Source organism: Aliidiomarina taiwanensis (assembly GCF_003987015.1).
Lineage (GTDB): Bacteria > Pseudomonadota > Gammaproteobacteria > Enterobacterales > Alteromonadaceae > Aliidiomarina > Aliidiomarina taiwanensis.
Window position 1 is genome coordinate 45,364 of record NZ_PIPQ01000004.1, and the last position, 15,389, is coordinate 60,752.

17 protein-coding genes are annotated in these 15,389 nt (G+C 48.8%); 10 read left to right on the top strand and 7 right to left on the bottom strand.

The genetic code is table 11. The features are described from left to right. Window positions 1–30: 30 nt before the first annotated feature. The 7 genes from CWE15_RS07930 to metK all read right to left on the bottom strand — a co-directional run bounded on the left by CWE15_RS07930 (window position 31) and on the right by metK (window position 4,930). Window positions 31–684: an RluA family pseudouridine synthase gene (locus CWE15_RS07930; protein ID WP_126757554.1), complete on the bottom strand. Its 654-nt coding sequence runs from the start codon at window positions 682–684 to the stop codon at window positions 31–33. A 32-nt stretch (window positions 685–716) separates the two neighbouring features. Further along, a complete protein-coding gene (locus CWE15_RS07935; RefSeq protein WP_126757555.1) occupies window positions 717–1,007 on the bottom strand; it encodes a hypothetical protein in 291 nt (96 codons plus the stop codon). 66 nt (window positions 1,008–1,073) lie between these two features. Further along, window positions 1,074–1,529 carry a Holliday junction resolvase RuvX gene (ruvX, locus tag CWE15_RS07940; RefSeq protein WP_126757556.1) on the bottom strand — a complete coding sequence of 152 codons (456 nt, stop codon included), beginning with the start codon at window positions 1,527–1,529 and terminating at the stop codon, window positions 1,074–1,076. Further along, the gene (locus CWE15_RS07945) at window positions 1,522–2,076 is read right to left on the bottom strand and encodes a YqgE/AlgH family protein (protein WP_126757557.1); all 555 of its coding nucleotides are present in this window, start codon (window positions 2,074–2,076) and stop codon (window positions 1,522–1,524) included. The genes ruvX and CWE15_RS07945 overlap by 8 nt, the downstream gene beginning before the upstream one ends. Continuing rightward, window positions 2,069–3,025: a glutathione synthase gene (gshB, locus tag CWE15_RS07950; RefSeq protein ID WP_126757558.1), complete on the bottom strand. Its 957-nt coding sequence runs from the start codon at window positions 3,023–3,025 to the stop codon at window positions 2,069–2,071. The genes CWE15_RS07945 and gshB overlap by 8 nt, the downstream gene beginning before the upstream one ends. Window positions 3,026–3,047: 22 nt before the next feature. After that, window positions 3,048–3,785, bottom strand: coding sequence for a 16S rRNA (uracil(1498)-N(3))-methyltransferase (gene rsmE / locus CWE15_RS07955; RefSeq protein WP_126757559.1), 738 nt, complete (start codon window positions 3,783–3,785; stop codon window positions 3,048–3,050). 2 nt (window positions 3,786–3,787) lie between these two features. Beyond that, a complete protein-coding gene (gene metK / locus CWE15_RS07960) occupies window positions 3,788–4,930 on the bottom strand; it encodes a methionine adenosyltransferase (protein ID WP_126757560.1) in 1,143 nt (380 codons plus the stop codon). A gap of 282 nt (window positions 4,931–5,212) precedes the next feature. On the opposite strand from metK, the gene tkt reads away from it, so the two are divergent. The 10 genes from tkt (at window position 5,213) to rpsU (ending at window position 15,277) form a co-directional block, all read left to right on the top strand. Next, window positions 5,213–7,204, top strand: a complete 1,992-nt coding sequence (tkt, locus tag CWE15_RS07965) for a transketolase (protein WP_126757561.1) — start codon at window positions 5,213–5,215, stop codon at window positions 7,202–7,204. Beyond that, window positions 7,205–8,236, top strand: coding sequence for an erythrose-4-phosphate dehydrogenase (gene epd / locus CWE15_RS07970; protein ID WP_126757562.1), 1,032 nt, complete (start codon window positions 7,205–7,207; stop codon window positions 8,234–8,236). It begins immediately after the preceding gene. A 36-nt stretch (window positions 8,237–8,272) separates the two neighbouring features. Next, on the top strand, window positions 8,273–9,454 hold the full coding sequence (locus CWE15_RS07975) for a phosphoglycerate kinase (RefSeq protein WP_126757563.1): 1,182 nt from the start codon (window positions 8,273–8,275) through the stop codon (window positions 9,452–9,454). 70 nt (window positions 9,455–9,524) lie between these two features. After that, window positions 9,525–10,589: a class II fructose-bisphosphate aldolase gene (gene fba / locus CWE15_RS07980; protein WP_126757564.1), complete on the top strand. Its 1,065-nt coding sequence runs from the start codon at window positions 9,525–9,527 to the stop codon at window positions 10,587–10,589. Between the two features lie 141 nt (window positions 10,590–10,730). Continuing rightward, window positions 10,731–11,513, top strand: coding sequence for a DUF481 domain-containing protein (locus CWE15_RS07985; protein ID WP_241971875.1), 783 nt, complete (start codon window positions 10,731–10,733; stop codon window positions 11,511–11,513). 27 nt (window positions 11,514–11,540) lie between these two features. Then, window positions 11,541–11,999 (top strand): Crp/Fnr family transcriptional regulator, encoded by a 459-nt coding sequence (locus tag CWE15_RS07990; protein WP_157980737.1) that lies wholly within the window; start codon window positions 11,541–11,543, stop codon window positions 11,997–11,999. Between the two features lie 41 nt (window positions 12,000–12,040). Then, window positions 12,041–13,081 (top strand): tRNA preQ1(34) S-adenosylmethionine ribosyltransferase-isomerase QueA, encoded by a 1,041-nt coding sequence (gene queA / locus CWE15_RS07995; RefSeq protein WP_126757566.1) that lies wholly within the window; start codon window positions 12,041–12,043, stop codon window positions 13,079–13,081. Between the two features lie 21 nt (window positions 13,082–13,102). Continuing rightward, window positions 13,103–14,221, top strand: a complete 1,119-nt coding sequence (gene tgt / locus CWE15_RS08000; protein ID WP_126757642.1) for a tRNA guanosine(34) transglycosylase Tgt — start codon at window positions 13,103–13,105, stop codon at window positions 14,219–14,221. A 40-nt stretch (window positions 14,222–14,261) separates the two neighbouring features. After that, the gene (locus tag CWE15_RS08005; protein ID WP_126757567.1) at window positions 14,262–14,960 is read left to right on the top strand and encodes a PilZ domain-containing protein; all 699 of its coding nucleotides are present in this window, start codon (window positions 14,262–14,264) and stop codon (window positions 14,958–14,960) included. 101 nt (window positions 14,961–15,061) lie between these two features. Next, the gene (gene rpsU, locus CWE15_RS08010; protein ID WP_126757568.1) at window positions 15,062–15,277 is read left to right on the top strand and encodes a 30S ribosomal protein S21; all 216 of its coding nucleotides are present in this window, start codon (window positions 15,062–15,064) and stop codon (window positions 15,275–15,277) included. Window positions 15,278–15,389 lie beyond the last annotated feature (112 nt).

Genomic DNA, 15,389 nt, shown 5'->3' on the forward strand with positions numbered 1-15,389 from the left:
GGCCGCAGGCGCAACTTCTAAACGTTAACGCTATGAAAAGTTGGCTGGACAGTGAAAACGCATGGCTTCACCGCTGCTTGGGTGCTCAAAAGCGAGGGTTGTCGCATGCAGTTGTAGTCGAGGTGCTTGTGTTACAGCATGGGGTTGACCATACAGACGGTCGCCTTGAATAGGATGCCCTAAAGCTAACATATGCACACGCAGCTGGTGAGAGCGGCCAGTGATGGGCGTCAGCTCCACATGGGTGGCACCAGGGCGACGTTCTAGCACTTTATAAAAGGTTTGAGCCGACTTGCCTTCGAGGGGGTCAACCATTTGCTTGGGGCGGTTTGGCCAGTCGCATCGTAAGGGTAAGTTCACTTCACCTTCAGAGTTTTCAAGCTCGCCAGAAACAACGGCTTCATACCGCTTGTGAACTTGCCGCTGCTCAAACTGTTTACCTAAATGGCCTTGCGCGGGCTTATGCAGCGCAAGAAGCAGAAGGCCGGAGGTTGCCATGTCGAGCCTATGGACAATGCGCGCTGTAGGTAAGGCACGCTGTACGCGCCAAATAACGCTGTCGAAATGCTCAGGGGCTTTACCAGGCACCGTAAGTAAGCCTGCTTGCTTATTGAGAACCAAAATGTCGTTGTCTTGATATAAGACAGAAAGCCACGGGGTCTGTGGCGGCTGATATTGAAACATGGGTGGCGATGGTGTCCTACCGGCGGTGAGCGTTAAAACTTAACTTCACTAATGGGGCGGTCTGCAAACTTGAGATCCACTTGGTATTCAACGCCCGAGGCATTGACAAAGAAGTACAGCTTTTCACGCTTGAATAGTTCATTCAAAAAGACATTCTTTACGCCTGGACGTCGCTCTGGTTGCCAGTCGGATAGCTCGACACCATAGCGGCTGACGAGAATATTTTTAAACCGATCCGGCGTCACAAGTAATAACTGCTTATTCTCGTCAATAAGCGTAATGGTGTTACCAGAAACTCGAAACGGCTCTTCAGGTGTAAACAAGGCGCTGTCCTCTTATAAAAGCAGCTTTACTGCAAAAACGTAATGACACTTACTATATCTGAAGAATTAATCATCGCCAACTATCGGAGGCGTTTGGCTAAAGTAGTCCTCGGCAATTAAGCAGGCTGAGACACTGTCAATTTTGTCTTTCGCCAGCCCTCGGTAGCCGTACTCTGCGAAGAGTTCTTCTTTTGCACTCACGGTGGTCAGGCGTTCATCTTGAAGTACTACCTGGACACCGAAGCGGCCATGCAGCCTGTTCGCAAACTTACGAGCGAGTTGGGTGAGCTCTTGCTCTGTGCCGTCCATATTGTAAGGAAGCCCCACGACGCAAAGGTGAGGCTGCCAGGTGTCTAATAGGGTGCTCACCAGGTGCCACTGAGGCTGCCCATCTTTGGCTTTTAAGGCGGCTAAGGGAGAAGCGGTTTGGGTTAGACTTTGACCAACAGCCACCCCAATACTGCGGGTACCGAAGTCGAAGGCAAGCACCGTCATGGCTTGTTGCGTGGGGGGCTCAGGCATGTCCTGCCTCATTACTAAGCTGCCATACGTCAATGCCAAGTTGAGCGGTTGCCTTTTCCCAGCGGTCTTTTATCGGGGTGTTAAACACGATGTCTGCGTCTGCTGGTATCGTCAGCCAACTATTTGCGGCTAGCTCGTCTTCCAATTGCCCTGCTTCCCAGCCAGCAAAACCAAGGGCTAAGAAAAATTGGCTCGGAGCACGGTCGGTGCCTAGGGCTGACAAAATGTCTTTTGACGTGGTGATCATCACCTCATCACTAAGTTGTAAACTGCTGCGCCAACCCTCTTGTGGTGTATGGAGTACGAACCCACGGTCGGTGCCAACAGGGCCGCCAGCAAATACAGGAACCTCGTCCAGCTCAGGGTTACTGGTTTCAATGTCAATCTGTTCGAGCAGGCTGGCTAGGCTTAAATCTATCGGTTGATTAAGAACTAAGCCCATGGCTCCTTCGTCGTTATGCTCACAAATATAGGTCACGGTACGTTCAAAGAAAGGGTCCTTTAAACTTGGCATAGCAATGAGAAAGTTATTTTGTAAACTATTCATTTTTACTCGCTACGTCCGCTTCAACTGCGGCAAAAAAGTCGGCTGCAATATTCATATTGTAATGGTTTTCAATTTCACGCATGCAGGTAGGGCTGGTGACGTTTATTTCGGTAATGCGGTCACCAATGACATCAAGGCCAACGAGGTACAAGCCTTTGGCTTTGAACGCGGGTCCAACGGCGCGAGCTAAGGCCCAGTCGCTCTCGCTGAGAGGTTGTGGTCTACCACTGCCTCCGGCGGCCAAGTTGCCGCGGGTTTCGCCAGCGGTAGGAATGCGTGCAAGTGCATAAGGAGCAGCTTCGCCATTAATAAGTAGAATACGCTTATCGCCCTCTTTGATAGCAGGCAAATATTCCTGCACCATGCAGTACTGCTGACCATGCTGGGTCAGCGTTTCAATAATAACACCCAGGTTATTGCCGTCTTCGCTAACACGGAAAATAGAGGCGCCGCCCATGCCGTCTAAAGGCTTGAGAATAATGTCCTGATGCTTCTTGTGAAACTCACGAATTTGCTGTTCGCTGCGGGTCACTAAAGTGGCTGGAATTAACTCTGGGAACCACGCGGTGTAAAGCTTTTCGCCGCAATCTCTTAGGCTTTGTGGACGGTTTGCAACTAAGGCTCCGTCTCGTTGTGCAAGGTCAAGAATATGTGTTGCATAAACAAACTCCATGTCGAAGGGAGGGTCTTTACGCATAATCAGAATATCTACGTCGCCAAGCTTTATTTGCTGGCGCTCACCCAGACGGTAATAGTCCTCACTTTGGTCGGTCACGGTGAGAGAGCGTGCTGAGCCAACGGGCGTGCCGTCTTCAATATATAAGTCAGAAAGCTCGAAATAGAGCAGATCATGGCCACGTGCTTGCGCTTCAAGGGCAAGGCGGAAACTGGTGTCTTTGTGTGGCGTAATCTGGGCGATAGGGTCCATGATAAAACCAACGCGAGCCATAAATACTCCTTAAAACTAAGTGCTAACGTAAGCCGGCAAGGTCGCCAAACTGGCACTGAAGTGCGGTTATAGCGGTAAGCGCAGCTGTTTCTGTGCGTAAAATGCGAGGCCCCATTTGAATGCCTTGGCACTTGAACTGTTCACAGAGTGACACTTCTTGCGCACTAAAACCACCTTCAGGGCCAATCAACACTTCGAAGGCGTCTTGAGCAGTTAAGCCCGACAACGACTGCTGCGCTGTCGGTTCAAGCATTAAGCGTTGCCCTAGCGGTTCTAACGCAAGCCATTGAGCTAAGGTTACCGCAGGGCGTACTTCAGGTACAAGGTTTCGTCCACTTTGTTCACAGGCGCTGATGACAATACGTTGCCATTGCTCCAGCCGCTTGGTTAAGCGATCACCTTGTAATTTCACCGTGCATCGCTCGGTAAAAAGTGGCGTAATTGAAGCGACGCCGAGTTCCACCGACTTCTGCAGTACAAAGTCCATGCGCTCACCTCTTGAAATACCTTGTGCCAAATGAATGGCGAGAGGCGACTCACGGTTATCGAGCGTCTCGGCTTGCACTTTAACCAGCACATTTTTCTTGCTGGCAGTGACAATGGTGGCATGGAAAACCTTGTTGCTCCCATTAAATAGGTCAATAGGGGCGCCTTCGCGTAAACGCAAAACGCGGCCAACATGGTTGGCCGCATCTTCTGTGAGGGCTACTTCAGCCTGAAGGCTTATAGGCTCCGGGTGATAAATGCGTGGCACGCGCATAACTAAACTGCGCTTCTCAGTAGTTCAGCTTTGTCGGTTTTTTCCCAAGGGAACTCGTTCCGCCCAAAGTGCCCGTAGGCGGCGGTTGCTTGATAAATTGGGCGCTCTAAATCGAGCATTTGAATTAAGCCATAAGGGCGCAAGTCAAAGTGCTCACGTACAAGTCGCTCAAGGGTTTCATTGCTGTGTGGGCTGGTTCCGAAGGTTTCAATGCTAATAGACGTCGGCTCGGCAACACCAATAGCGTAGGACACCTGCAGTTCACAGCGTTTGGCAAGGCCAGCTGCAACAAGGTTTTTGGCAACATAGCGGGCAGCATAGGCAGCACTGCGGTCTACTTTTGAAGGGTCTTTACCAGAGAAAGCACCGCCACCGTGGCGAGCCATACCACCGTAGGTGTCCACAATGATTTTTCGACCCGTTAAACCACAATCGCCAACCGGGCCGCCAATCACAAAGCGCCCTGTGGGGTTAATGTGGAACTTCGTGTCTTTATGCAACCACTCCGCAGGAAGCGTTGGCTTAATAATGGTTTCCATAACCGCTTCACGTAAATCACTTAAGCTAATGTCTTCCCGGTGTTGAGTGGAAAATACCACCGCGTCGATACCAACGGGCACACCATTTTCATAGACAAAAGAAAGCTGGCTCTTGGCGTCTGGGCGCATCCAGTCTAACTCGGTGCGGCGCACCTGAGCTTGGCGCTGTACTAACTTATGAGAATACACAATAGGGGCTGGCATGAGCACATCTGTTTCGTCGCTAGCATACCCAAACATAAGTCCTTGGTCACCGGCGCCTTGTTCAGCGGGAGTCGCCCGGTCCACACCTTGGTTGATATCGGGAGACTGTTTGCCAATGGCATTTAAAACAGCACAGCTGTCGGCGTCAAACCCCATGTCTGAATGGGTATAACCAATGCGCCGAACTGTATCGCGGGCTATTTTTTCAATATCCACCCAAGCTGTAGTGTTTATTTCACCACCGACTAACGCCATGCCTGTTTTTACGTAGGTTTCACAGGCTACACGGGCTTTTGGGTCGACAGCTAAGATAGCGTCCAGTACGGCATCGGAAATTTGGTCGGCTATTTTATCTGGATGCCCTTCAGATACTGACTCAGAGGTAAATACGTGACGTGTCATAATTTGGTCCGTTTGGTTACGCAAGAAGCTGGAAAATGTGCTGCAACAGAACCTGCCACAACAAATACAATTGAATGGGCAACAGGATACAGCAGCGAGAGTGAGAAATCTACAATTAGACGTCTATCTGTCTAAACTTCTTTTTGAAAATAGCGTAGCAAAGGGGCGGTTAGGTTTGCGCCTACGCCAGGAATATTAGACAATAATGCGCCAATGATGTTGGGTTGCAACGCCTTTACCTATGCGCTTCCCACCTTTCTCTTAATTATCAAGGAGTTCTGCATGTCTGACCGTCGCCACCTTGCCAATGCTATTCGTGCGCTAAGTATGGATGCTGTTCAACAAGCTAAGTCGGGGCATCCCGGCGCACCCATGGGGATGGCGGATATCGCTGAAGTGCTATGGCGTGACTACCTGGTACATAACCCAGCGAATCCTGAGTGGTTGAACCGCGACCGCTTTATTCTTTCCAATGGTCACGGTTCGATGTTGATTTATGCGCTGTTGCATTTAACCGGTTACGACGTAAGTATTGAAGACATTAAGGCTTTCCGCCAACTCCACTCAAAAACGCCAGGCCACCCAGAACTCGGCTATACACCCGGCGTAGAAACCACCACAGGTCCATTAGGGCAGGGCATTGCAAATGCTGTGGGTATGGCACTCGCTGAAAAAGCACTGGCAGCACAGTTTAACCGCGACGCGTTCCCCATTGTAGACCACTATACGTATACCTTCTTAGGCGACGGTTGCTTGATGGAAGGTATTTCGCATGAAGTCTGTTCGCTGGCTGGTACCTTAGGCCTCGGTAAACTGATCGCTTTTTATGATGACAACGGCATTTCTATTGACGGCCAGGTGGACGGCTGGTTCACCGACGACAGCGTAAAACGCTTTGAAAGTTATGGCTGGCATGTCATTGCAGATGTGGATGGTCACGACGCCAACGCAGTAAAACAAGCCATTGAAGCCGCCCGTGCTGAAACACAGCGGCCCACGCTAATTTGTTGTAAGACGGTGATTGGTTTTGGTTCACCGAATAAACAAGGCTCAGAGTCGAGCCATGGTGCGCCGCTGGGTGAAGACGAAATTGCGTTAGCCCGTGAACAGTTAGGCTGGCCGCACCCTGCATTTGAGGTGCCAAATGACGTGATGGACGCTTGGAGTGCGTCGGCCGCTGGAAACCGTGCAGAACAAGCATGGAATGAATTATTCGCCGGATATAAAGCGGAACACCCCGAGTTAGCGGCAGAGTTCGAGCGCCGCATGCAAGGCGAGTTGCCTGAAAATTGGCGTGAAGAAAGTGACCGCTGGATAGCTTCACTGCAAGCGAACCCTGCGAATGTAGCCACACGTAAAGCATCGCAAAATGCGTTGAATGCCATTGGTCCAATGTTGCCTGAACTTTTAGGTGGCTCTGCAGACTTGGCTGGGTCAAACCTTACCCTGTGGAAAGACTCAAAAGCCATTACGGCTGACGACGCCAGTGGCAACTACGTGTTTTACGGCGTTCGTGAGTTTGGTATGTCCGCCATTATGAATGGTGTCATGCTGCATGGCGGCTTTCGTCCCTACGGCGCTACCTTCTTAATGTTTATGGAATACGCGCGTAATGCGGTGCGCATGTCAGCATTAATGAAACTACCGGTCATGTACGTTTATACCCATGACTCCATTGGCTTGGGTGAAGACGGTCCTACACACCAGCCGGTCGAGCAATTAGCCAGCATGCGTTCAACGCCAAACTTACATACCTGGCGCCCATGTGACCAAGTGGAGTCGGCCGTGGCTTGGCAGGCTGCGGTTGAGCGGAATGACGGCCCCACCGCCTTGGTATTTACTCGCCAAGGCTTGCCACAAATGGAGCGCTCTGAGGAGCAGCTAGCGAACATTCGCCGCGGCGGCTATATACTGATCGACACGGAAGGCACACCGGATGTGATTTTAATGGCCACAGGCTCTGAAGTTGAGCTAGCAATGCAAGCGGCTGCACAGCTAACTGCGCAAGGGGAAAAAGTCCGGGTTGTTTCAATGCCCTCTACCTGCGTGTTTGACAGCCAAGACGCTGACTACCAAGAGCAGGTTTTGCCGCGCGCTGTTCGTCGTCGTGTCGCTGTGGAAGCCGCCTCAGCTGACTTTTGGCGTAAATATGTAGGTCTCGACGGCGCCGTGCTGGGCATGACAACCTTTGGAGAGTCAGCTCCTGCCGACGAGTTGTTTAAACACTTTGGCTTTACTGTAGAAAACCTGGTTGAGCTAGTAGGCAAAGTGTAAATGAAGCAGCAGCGCATAAGAATTGCTATTCATGGGTTTGGACGCATAGGGCGTAGTGTATTACGCGCCCTGTTTGAGTCTGAGCGTCATCATGCATTTGAAGTTGTAGCAATTAATGAATTAGCATCTATAGAAGGCATGGCTCACCTGCTGAAGTACGACACAACACATGGGCGTTTTGCGTTCCCGGTGACCGTTGAAGGCGAAACACTGCGTGTGGCGGATCAAGTCATAACAACGCTGCATGAAAAAGAGGTGTCGGCACTTCCATGGGAGGCGCTAGGTATTGATATTGTGCTGGATTGTACCGGCACTGCTGAGTCTCGGGCCGATGCGGAGCTGCATTTAGTTGCGGGGGCGAAGCGGGTGTTGTTGTCGCACCCTTCTTCACCCGATGTCGACTTTACCGTTATACAAGGCGTCAACAACTCGGAGTTAAAAGCCGAGCATGTGGTTGTGTCGAATGGCTCCTGTACTACGAACTGCATTGTACCGGTTATCCAGGCATTAGATGAAGCCTTTGGTGTAGACAGCGGAACTATAACCACCATTCATTCCTTGATGAATGATCAACAAGTCATCGACAGTTATCATGACAACTTACGCTTGTCGCGTGCGGCTTCACAGTCAATTATTCCAGTAGATACGCGCTTAGCTCGTGGGATTGAGCGAATTCTACCTAAGTTTGCCGGACGCTTTGAAGCCATTGCTGTGCGTGTGCCGACAACCAACGTGACCGCCATGGACTTAAGTGTCACCTTGAATCAAAATGTGAGCATAGCCAGTGTTAACGAGGCATTAAAACACGCAGCCATAGGTTCGCAGCAGGGTATTTTAGGTTACACAGACACCCCGTTGGTTTCGGCTGACTTTAACCATGACCCGCGCTCTTGTATTGTCGACGGTACGCAAAGCCGGGTAAGTCACAAGCGACTTGTGAAAGTTCTCAGTTGGTGTGACAACGAATGGGGCTTTGCCAACCGCATGCTCGACACGGCAGCGGATATGGGACAGTTCATAAAGGCTCAATAACATAAACTTTTAGCAACACACATTGAAGGTAATGCGATGACAGTTAAGTTAATGGACGATTTAGATTTACGTGGGAAACGTGTATTAATTCGTGAAGATTTAAACGTGCCCATTAAAGAGGGAGTTATAACGTCGGATGCTCGCCTACGAGCTGCACTACCCACTTTGAAAAAAGCGCTGGAGCAAGGTGCAAAAGTGATGGTGATGTCGCACCTCGGGCGACCCACGGAAGGGGAATATAACCCTGAATTTTCTATGAGCCCGGTAGCACGCTATCTCGACGAGCACTTGCCATTCCCTGTGCGCCTTGAAAGTAATTACCTTGATGGTGTTGAAGTGTCGGGCGGCGAGCTGGTTGTTTTTGAAAACGTTCGCTTCAATGTGGGCGAAAAGAAAAACGATCCAGTCTTAGCGAAAAAACTTGCTGCACTATGCGACGTTTTTGTTATGGATGCTTTCGGTACAGCCCACCGTGCTCAGGCGTCAACTTACGGCGTAGCCCAGTACGCCCCTATCGCGTGCGCTGGACCCTTACTCACTGCCGAGTTGAATGCGCTGGGTAAAGTGTTTGAAAATCCGAAGCGCCCATTGGTTGCCATTGTAGGCGGCTCAAAGGTTTCAACCAAGCTGATGGTACTGAATTCCTTGGTCCGCAAAGTAGACCAACTCATCGTAGGCGGAGGGATTGCCAATACCTTTATTGCCAGTGAAGGGTACCCTGTAGGGAAGTCTTTATACGAAAGCGACTTGGTTAAAGAAGCGCAACGCTTGTCAGACTCTGCCCGTGCCCGTGGTGCTGAAATACCTATTCCAACAGACGTGGTTGTAGGTGAGCGGTTTGCTGAAGACGCACAGGCAACAACAAAGCCCGTTGCTGACATAAGCTCAGACGATATGGTGTTTGACATTGGCCCGGACACAGCAGACGCTTTGGCACAGCACTTAAAAAATGCAGGTACTATTATTTGGAATGGCCCTGTTGGGGTGTTTGAATTTGAACAGTTTGGCGCGGGCACAGAAGCCTTAGCTCGGGCAATAGCGGAAAGTGACGCTTTTAGTGTCGCTGGTGGTGGCGACACACTCGCAGCAATAGACAAATACGGTATTGCAGAACAAGTGTCCTATATTTCAACAGGTGGCGGTGCCTTCTTAGAGTTTCTTGAAGGGAAAACCTTGCCGGCTGTGGCGATTCTGCAAGCCCGTGGACAAGACGCTTAAACAAGCGCACCATATACAACATGAAAACAACACGATTTAAATAAAATAATTAGGTAAAGGAGTTTCCGACATGGCACTTATTTCATTGCGCCAAATGCTCGATCACGCTGCTGAGCATAGCTATGGTATCCCAGCGTTTAACGTGAACAACTTAGAACAAATGCGTGCCATTATGGAAGCTGCGGACGAAACCGACAGCCCAGTAATTGTGCAAGCGTCTGCTGGTGCACGTAAATATGCTGGCGCACCTTTCTTGCGTCATTTAATCCTTGCAGCCACCGAAGAGTTTCCACATATTCCTGTGGTTATGCACCAAGACCACGGAACTTCCCCAGCAATTTGTCAGCGTTCAATTCAACTGGGCTTTAGCTCAGTGATGATGGACGGGTCTTTATTAGAAGACGGTAAAACCCCTGCAGACTACGACTACAACGTAGATGTGACGCGCCGAGTTGTAGAAATGGCCCACGCTTGTGGGGTTTCTGTAGAAGGGGAACTAGGGTGCCTTGGCTCTCTAGAAACAGGTCAGGCAGGAGAAGAAGACGGTGTGGGTGCTGAAGGTACTTTAACCGCGGAACAGCTGCTGACAGACCCAGAAGAAGCGGCCGACTTTGTACGCGCTACTCAAGTTGACGCATTGGCGATTGCAGTAGGTACTTCCCATGGTGCATACAAGTTTACGCGTCCACCAACAGGTGACATTCTTTCGATTGACCGTATTAAAGAAATTCATGCCCGTATTCCGAATACGCATTTAGTGATGCATGGTTCTTCGTCTGTACCGCAAGAATGGCTAGCAGTGATTAATGAATTCGGTGGTGACATTGGCGAAACCTACGGTGTGCCAGTTGAGCAAATTCAAGAAGGTATTCGCCACGGAGTGCGCAAAGTAAACATTGACACAGACTTACGTTTGGCTTCAACGGGTGCTATTCGCCGTTTCTTAGCGGAAAATAAAGCCGAGTTTGACCCACGTAAATACTTTGCTGTGGCAACACAAGCGATGAAAGAAATTTGTATTGCACGTTATGAAGCATTTGGTGCTGCCGGTCAAGGTAGTAAAATTAAACCAATATCGCTTGAAGCTATGTCGCAGAAGTATGAAGCGGGTGAGCTAAAAGCAATCATTAAGTAATACAGATTGCATTTATTAAAAATACCAGCTTCGGCTGGTATTTTTTTTTATAAAAAAGGCCAGAAGCCTATAAGACCTCTATTATTCTTTGCTACACTACTCTAACTGTTATGTTTTCCTAAATAATGAAAAGAGGTGTTCGTGCGATTATTGGTAATGGCTCTCAGTTTATGTAGTTTTTCAGCAGTGGCTGCACCTTCAAGCTTTATGTTTGATGATATCAAAGACAGAGACACGTCTGGAGAAGAAGATGGTGTGTGGAGAGCAAGCGCGGAATTCGGTTTTCTGATGCGATCAGGCAATACCGACTCGAAGTCGTGGAAAACGAAGTTAGATATACATCGCGATACGGCCATGTGGCGTCATCGGGGTTCATTTACTTACGACAGAGCGGAACGAAAAACAGATACGGGCACAGAAGTGGACGCGGACCGCTTATTTACCTCGTTACAGTCGAACCGTGTATTCGGTGAAAGCCAGAATTCGTCTATTTTTATGTATGGCTCATACGAGGACGACCGTAAGTCGAGTTTTGAATATCAGTCGACGATTGCCGCGGGTTACGGTTCGCGCTATAAACACAGTGAAAGTCTCCACGCGGACTTTGAAATTGGTCCGGGTTTGGCATACAACAAGTCTGTCGAGGAAGAGTCTGAAATTGAAGCCATTTTACGTTTGGCGACGAACATTGAATGGACTATTTCCGAAAACTCAAACTTCACACAGCTTATTTCAACGGAAGTTGGTGAAGACAACACACGTTCACGTGCAGTGTCGGCGTTAACGGCTAACTTAAATGCCCGCTTAGCCATGCGTTTAACCTTGACACTAACGCACAATACAACGGTCACCCCAAAAGCCTCCGGCGAATACCCAGAAAAGCTCGATTCAGAAACAGCTGTCACTTTAGTGTATAAGTTCTAACTCACCTTAGAATTAGGACGGATGAACATGAAGCAAGTCGATAACGTATCGAATTTAAAGCTGTTGGAAATACTGAACCGGCTGGACTTTTTTAAGCAGTTCTCCTTAGATGACCGCCATGCACTTTTAGAAGACAAGTTACAGGTGTTCTTTTGTAAGAAAGGGTTTCGAGTGTTCCGCGAAGGCGAAATAGACGCAACCTTTTATTTGGTTTTAAGCGGCCGGGTTCGCATTGTTCAGCGGAAATTGAATCGTACCCTCGGGGAAGTTAAAGCGGGTCAATTTCTTGGAGAGGGCGCGTTTATAACTCAAGGCCCGCGAAGTGCCTCGGGTGTCGCTTTGGAAGACACCTTGCTATTACGTATTGACATAGAAGCCTTACGCTCGTTAGCGCCGGCTATTCGAGAAAAGTTAAAAGATGCAATTATTGCGGGTATGGCAAAACGAATTGGTGAGCTGAACGAGCGACTACAATCCGTGCTCTAGTTCCGTAGCCTATTTATTCTACCTAACATTATTGGTTGGTCATGAAGCGACAAGAATACCACTTTGAATTACCCGACGAGTTGATTGCTCGTTACCCCCAGAAAGACCGTGCAACAAGCCGTTTGCTTCACTTAAATGGCAGCACGGGTACATGTGAACATAAACAGTTCCGCGACTTGCTTGAGTTAATTGAACCCAATGACTTGCTTGTATTTAACGACACGCGGGTTATTCCAGCGCGGCTCTTAGGGCAAAAAGTGTCGGGCGGTAAGCTTGAAGTACTGGTTGAGCGTGTGACAGGTTCGCATACTGCTTTTGCCCATGTTCGTAGCAACCGAGCTCCTAAAGTAGGTGCCGAGTTGCTGCTAGAATGTGCCGTGAAGGTTCAAGTGATTGGACGGGAAGATGCTCTGTTTGAGCTGGAATTTGATCACGAGAAGAGTGTGCTAGAATGGCTCGATACCTATGGGCACATGCCACTCCCTCCTTATATTGATAGGCCCGATGAGCAAGCGGACCGGGAACGCTATCAAACAGTGTATGGACGAAAACTTGGAGCGGTTGCAGCACCCACCGCAGGTTTACACTTCGATGAGCCCATGCTGCAAGCCTTACGTGAAAAAGGCGTGCACTTCGCCCATGTGACCCTGCATGTAGGCGCAGGCACGTTTCAGCCGGTTCGGGTAGACAATATTCTAGAGCACAAAATGCACAGTGAATATGCAGAAGTACCCACTGAAGTGGTGCAAGCCATTGCAGAAGCACGCCAGCGAGGTGGCAGGGTGATTGCCGTTGGTACTACGTCGGTGCGTTCGCTCGAGTCAGCCGCTGTGGCTGGAAATGGTGAACTAAAGCCGTTTGCCAATGAAACAGATATTTTTATTTACCCTGGCTATGAATTTAAAGTTGTCGACGCCATGCTGACCAACTTTCATTTACCAGAGTCTACTTTAATTATGCTGGTGTCGGCCTTTGCCGGTAAAAGCCATGTCATGGGCGCATATAAAGAAGCGATTGAGCATAAGTATCGCTTCTTCAGTTATGGCGACGCCATGTTCATCAGCAAAAAAATAACGGAATAATTGAGTACCCCTATGAGTCGTATGTCGTTTGAATTAATAAGCACCACGGGAAAAGCCCGTCGTGGTCGATTAACCTTTCCGCGCGGAGAAGTAGATACTCCAGCATTTATGCCCGTGGGGACGCTAGGCACGGTAAAAGGTATGACCCCAGAAGAAGTTGCGGCGACGGGTGCGCAGATTTGTTTGGGCAATACATTCCACTTAATGCTACGGCCAGGTACCGACATTATAGAGCAGCATGGTGACTTGCATGACTTTATGAATTGGGAAAAGCCAATACTCACCGACTCAGGTGGTTTCCAAGTCTTTAGCTTGGGTAAGCTTCGCAAAATTAGCGAAGAAGGTGTGGACTTCCGTTCGCCAATTAATGGCGAGAAAATTATGCTGACACCAGAAATATCCATTGATGTGCAGCGTAAGCTTGGCTCTGACATTGTGATGATTTTTGATGAATGCACACCGTACCCGGCAACTCATGAAGAAGCGCGGGTTTCTATGGAGCTTTCCTTGCGCTGGGCAGAGCGTTCGAAGCGTGCCCATGAAGGGAACGATGCGGCGTTGTTTGGTATAGTGCAAGGTGGTATGTACGAAGAGCTCCGTACAATTTCTTTGGAAGGCTTAGAAAGTATTGGTTTTGACGGTTATGCCATTGGTGGCCTTTCTGTGGGTGAGCCAAAAGAAGACATGATGCGTATTTTAGACCACATAACTCCAGAAATGCCCGAGCACAAGCCAAGGTACTTAATGGGTGTGGGCAAACCAGAAGACTTAGTAGAAGCGGTGCGTCGCGGTGTTGACATGTTCGACTGCGTAATGCCAACTCGTAATGCGCGGAATGGCCACTTATTTGTACGGGAAGGTGTGATTAAAATACGTAATGCACGCCACAAAACCGACACGGGCCCCCTAGACCCAGAGTGCAGTTGCTACACATGTCAAAACTACTCCCGTGCATACTTACACCACTTGCATCGTAGTAATGAAATTCTTGGAGCGCGCTTAAATACAATCCATAATTTGCAATATTACCAAGATGTAATGCAAGGTATGCGTCATGCGCTTGATAATAACACTTTCGAAGACTTTGTTACTGAGTTTTATGAAAGAAAAGGCTTGGATGTTCCAGACTTACTAAAGTAGTGTATATTAAATGACCGGCTGACAACTTTAAGGACAAAACATGCTTGCAGACGATTTCTCTAATGCGTTAATACCTGTGTCTGTCGAGTTAGAGCTTAGATTTGGAACCCACAGTGAACGTGTCAGAGGCATTCTGGTTGGACAGAAGCAACACGAATACCTCATTATTGAAGTATCAAAAAAACATAATTGGGTTGAGGTACAAACGTGGTTTCATGAAGCTGCGTCAGTAGTTATACGTGGGGTGGTGCATGACGGTCGCATTGTTGCGGGCCTGACAGAGTATATTGCTTTTAATGCAAGACCCCAGCGCATTGTATACCTAAGTTATCCTGACAAATTAGAGTCGCGCATGTTGCGCCAAGCCCCGCGCATTGATGTGGAGCTGGATGCAGTGTTACGTGCGAAACCAGGGGAAGGAGCTGCATTCCCTGAAGAGAGTGGCATTATTGAGTTAAAAGGTATTGTAAATGATGTCTCTCGCGGTGGCTTAAGTTTTAGTACCCAATTAAGTGAAGAGCTCAATATTGAGGATTTCAACGCCATTGGCGTTGAAATTGAAGTGTTTGACGGTGAAGAAAGCCTACTAAAAGCCCATGCGGAAACGCGAGCTGCACGTATTGCAGGCGAACATGTTATCATAGGCCTTCTCGTGGATAGCGACAAAAAGCAGTTTGTGGACTCGCTAGACCATTTGATCTTGCATTCCAAAGCGATCAAAAAGATGATCCAAGGGTAGAAAGTAGACAAAGGGCTTTACAGGTGCCGTTTATTTGTTTAGTATTCAGCACCAGTTTTTTCCAAGTTTACTAGTTAACGAATTTTTGAGGTGAGGGGCTAATGCCAGCAGTTAAATTAAAAGAGAACGAACCGTTTGACGTCGCTTTACGTCGCTTTAAGCGCTCGTGTGAGAAAGCAGGTGTACTATCTGAAGTTCGTAGCCGTGAATACTACGAAAAGCCTACAGCAGAGCGTAAGCGTAAAAAAGCAGCAGCGAAAAAGCGTCACGCGAAGAAGTTATCTCGTGAAAATGCACGTCGTACTCGCCTGTACTAAGCTTTTTGCTGGTTAAAACTAGCACTCCGATATTTGTCGGTACTGCAAAGAGTTTGACCCGAAAAAACCGTGTTCTGCACGGTTTTTTTGTGCCCACACACGGAGTACATTA

What these genes read in the sequence shown, in the direction of transcription:
- CWE15_RS07930 (WP_126757554.1), bottom strand. Translation starts at nt 684, where the DNA reads ATGTTTCAATATCAGCCGCCACAGACCCCGTGGCTTTCTGTCTTATAT.
- ruvX (WP_126757556.1), bottom strand. Translation starts at nt 1,529, where the DNA reads ATGCCTGAGCCCCCCACGCAACAAGCCATGACGGTGCTTGCCTTCGAC.
- CWE15_RS07945 (WP_126757557.1), bottom strand. Translation starts at nt 2,076, where the DNA reads ATGAATAGTTTACAAAATAACTTTCTCATTGCTATGCCAAGTTTAAAG.
- gshB (WP_126757558.1), bottom strand. Translation starts at nt 3,025, where the DNA reads ATGGCTCGCGTTGGTTTTATCATGGACCCTATCGCCCAGATTACGCCA.
- rsmE (WP_126757559.1), bottom strand. Translation starts at nt 3,785, where the DNA reads ATGCGCGTGCCACGCATTTATCACCCGGAGCCTATAAGCCTTCAGGCT.
- metK (WP_126757560.1), bottom strand. Translation starts at nt 4,930, where the DNA reads ATGACACGTCACGTATTTACCTCTGAGTCAGTATCTGAAGGGCATCCA.
- tkt (WP_126757561.1), top strand. Translation starts at nt 5,213, where the DNA reads ATGTCTGACCGTCGCCACCTTGCCAATGCTATTCGTGCGCTAAGTATG.
- epd (WP_126757562.1), top strand. Translation starts at nt 7,205, where the DNA reads ATGAAGCAGCAGCGCATAAGAATTGCTATTCATGGGTTTGGACGCATA.
- CWE15_RS07975 (WP_126757563.1), top strand. Translation starts at nt 8,273, where the DNA reads ATGACAGTTAAGTTAATGGACGATTTAGATTTACGTGGGAAACGTGTA.
- fba (WP_126757564.1), top strand. Translation starts at nt 9,525, where the DNA reads ATGGCACTTATTTCATTGCGCCAAATGCTCGATCACGCTGCTGAGCAT.
- CWE15_RS07990 (WP_157980737.1), top strand. Translation starts at nt 11,541, where the DNA reads ATGAAGCAAGTCGATAACGTATCGAATTTAAAGCTGTTGGAAATACTG.
- queA (WP_126757566.1), top strand. Translation starts at nt 12,041, where the DNA reads ATGAAGCGACAAGAATACCACTTTGAATTACCCGACGAGTTGATTGCT.
- tgt (WP_126757642.1), top strand. Translation starts at nt 13,103, where the DNA reads ATGTCGTTTGAATTAATAAGCACCACGGGAAAAGCCCGTCGTGGTCGA.
- CWE15_RS08005 (WP_126757567.1), top strand. Translation starts at nt 14,262, where the DNA reads ATGCTTGCAGACGATTTCTCTAATGCGTTAATACCTGTGTCTGTCGAG.
- rpsU (WP_126757568.1), top strand. Translation starts at nt 15,062, where the DNA reads ATGCCAGCAGTTAAATTAAAAGAGAACGAACCGTTTGACGTCGCTTTA.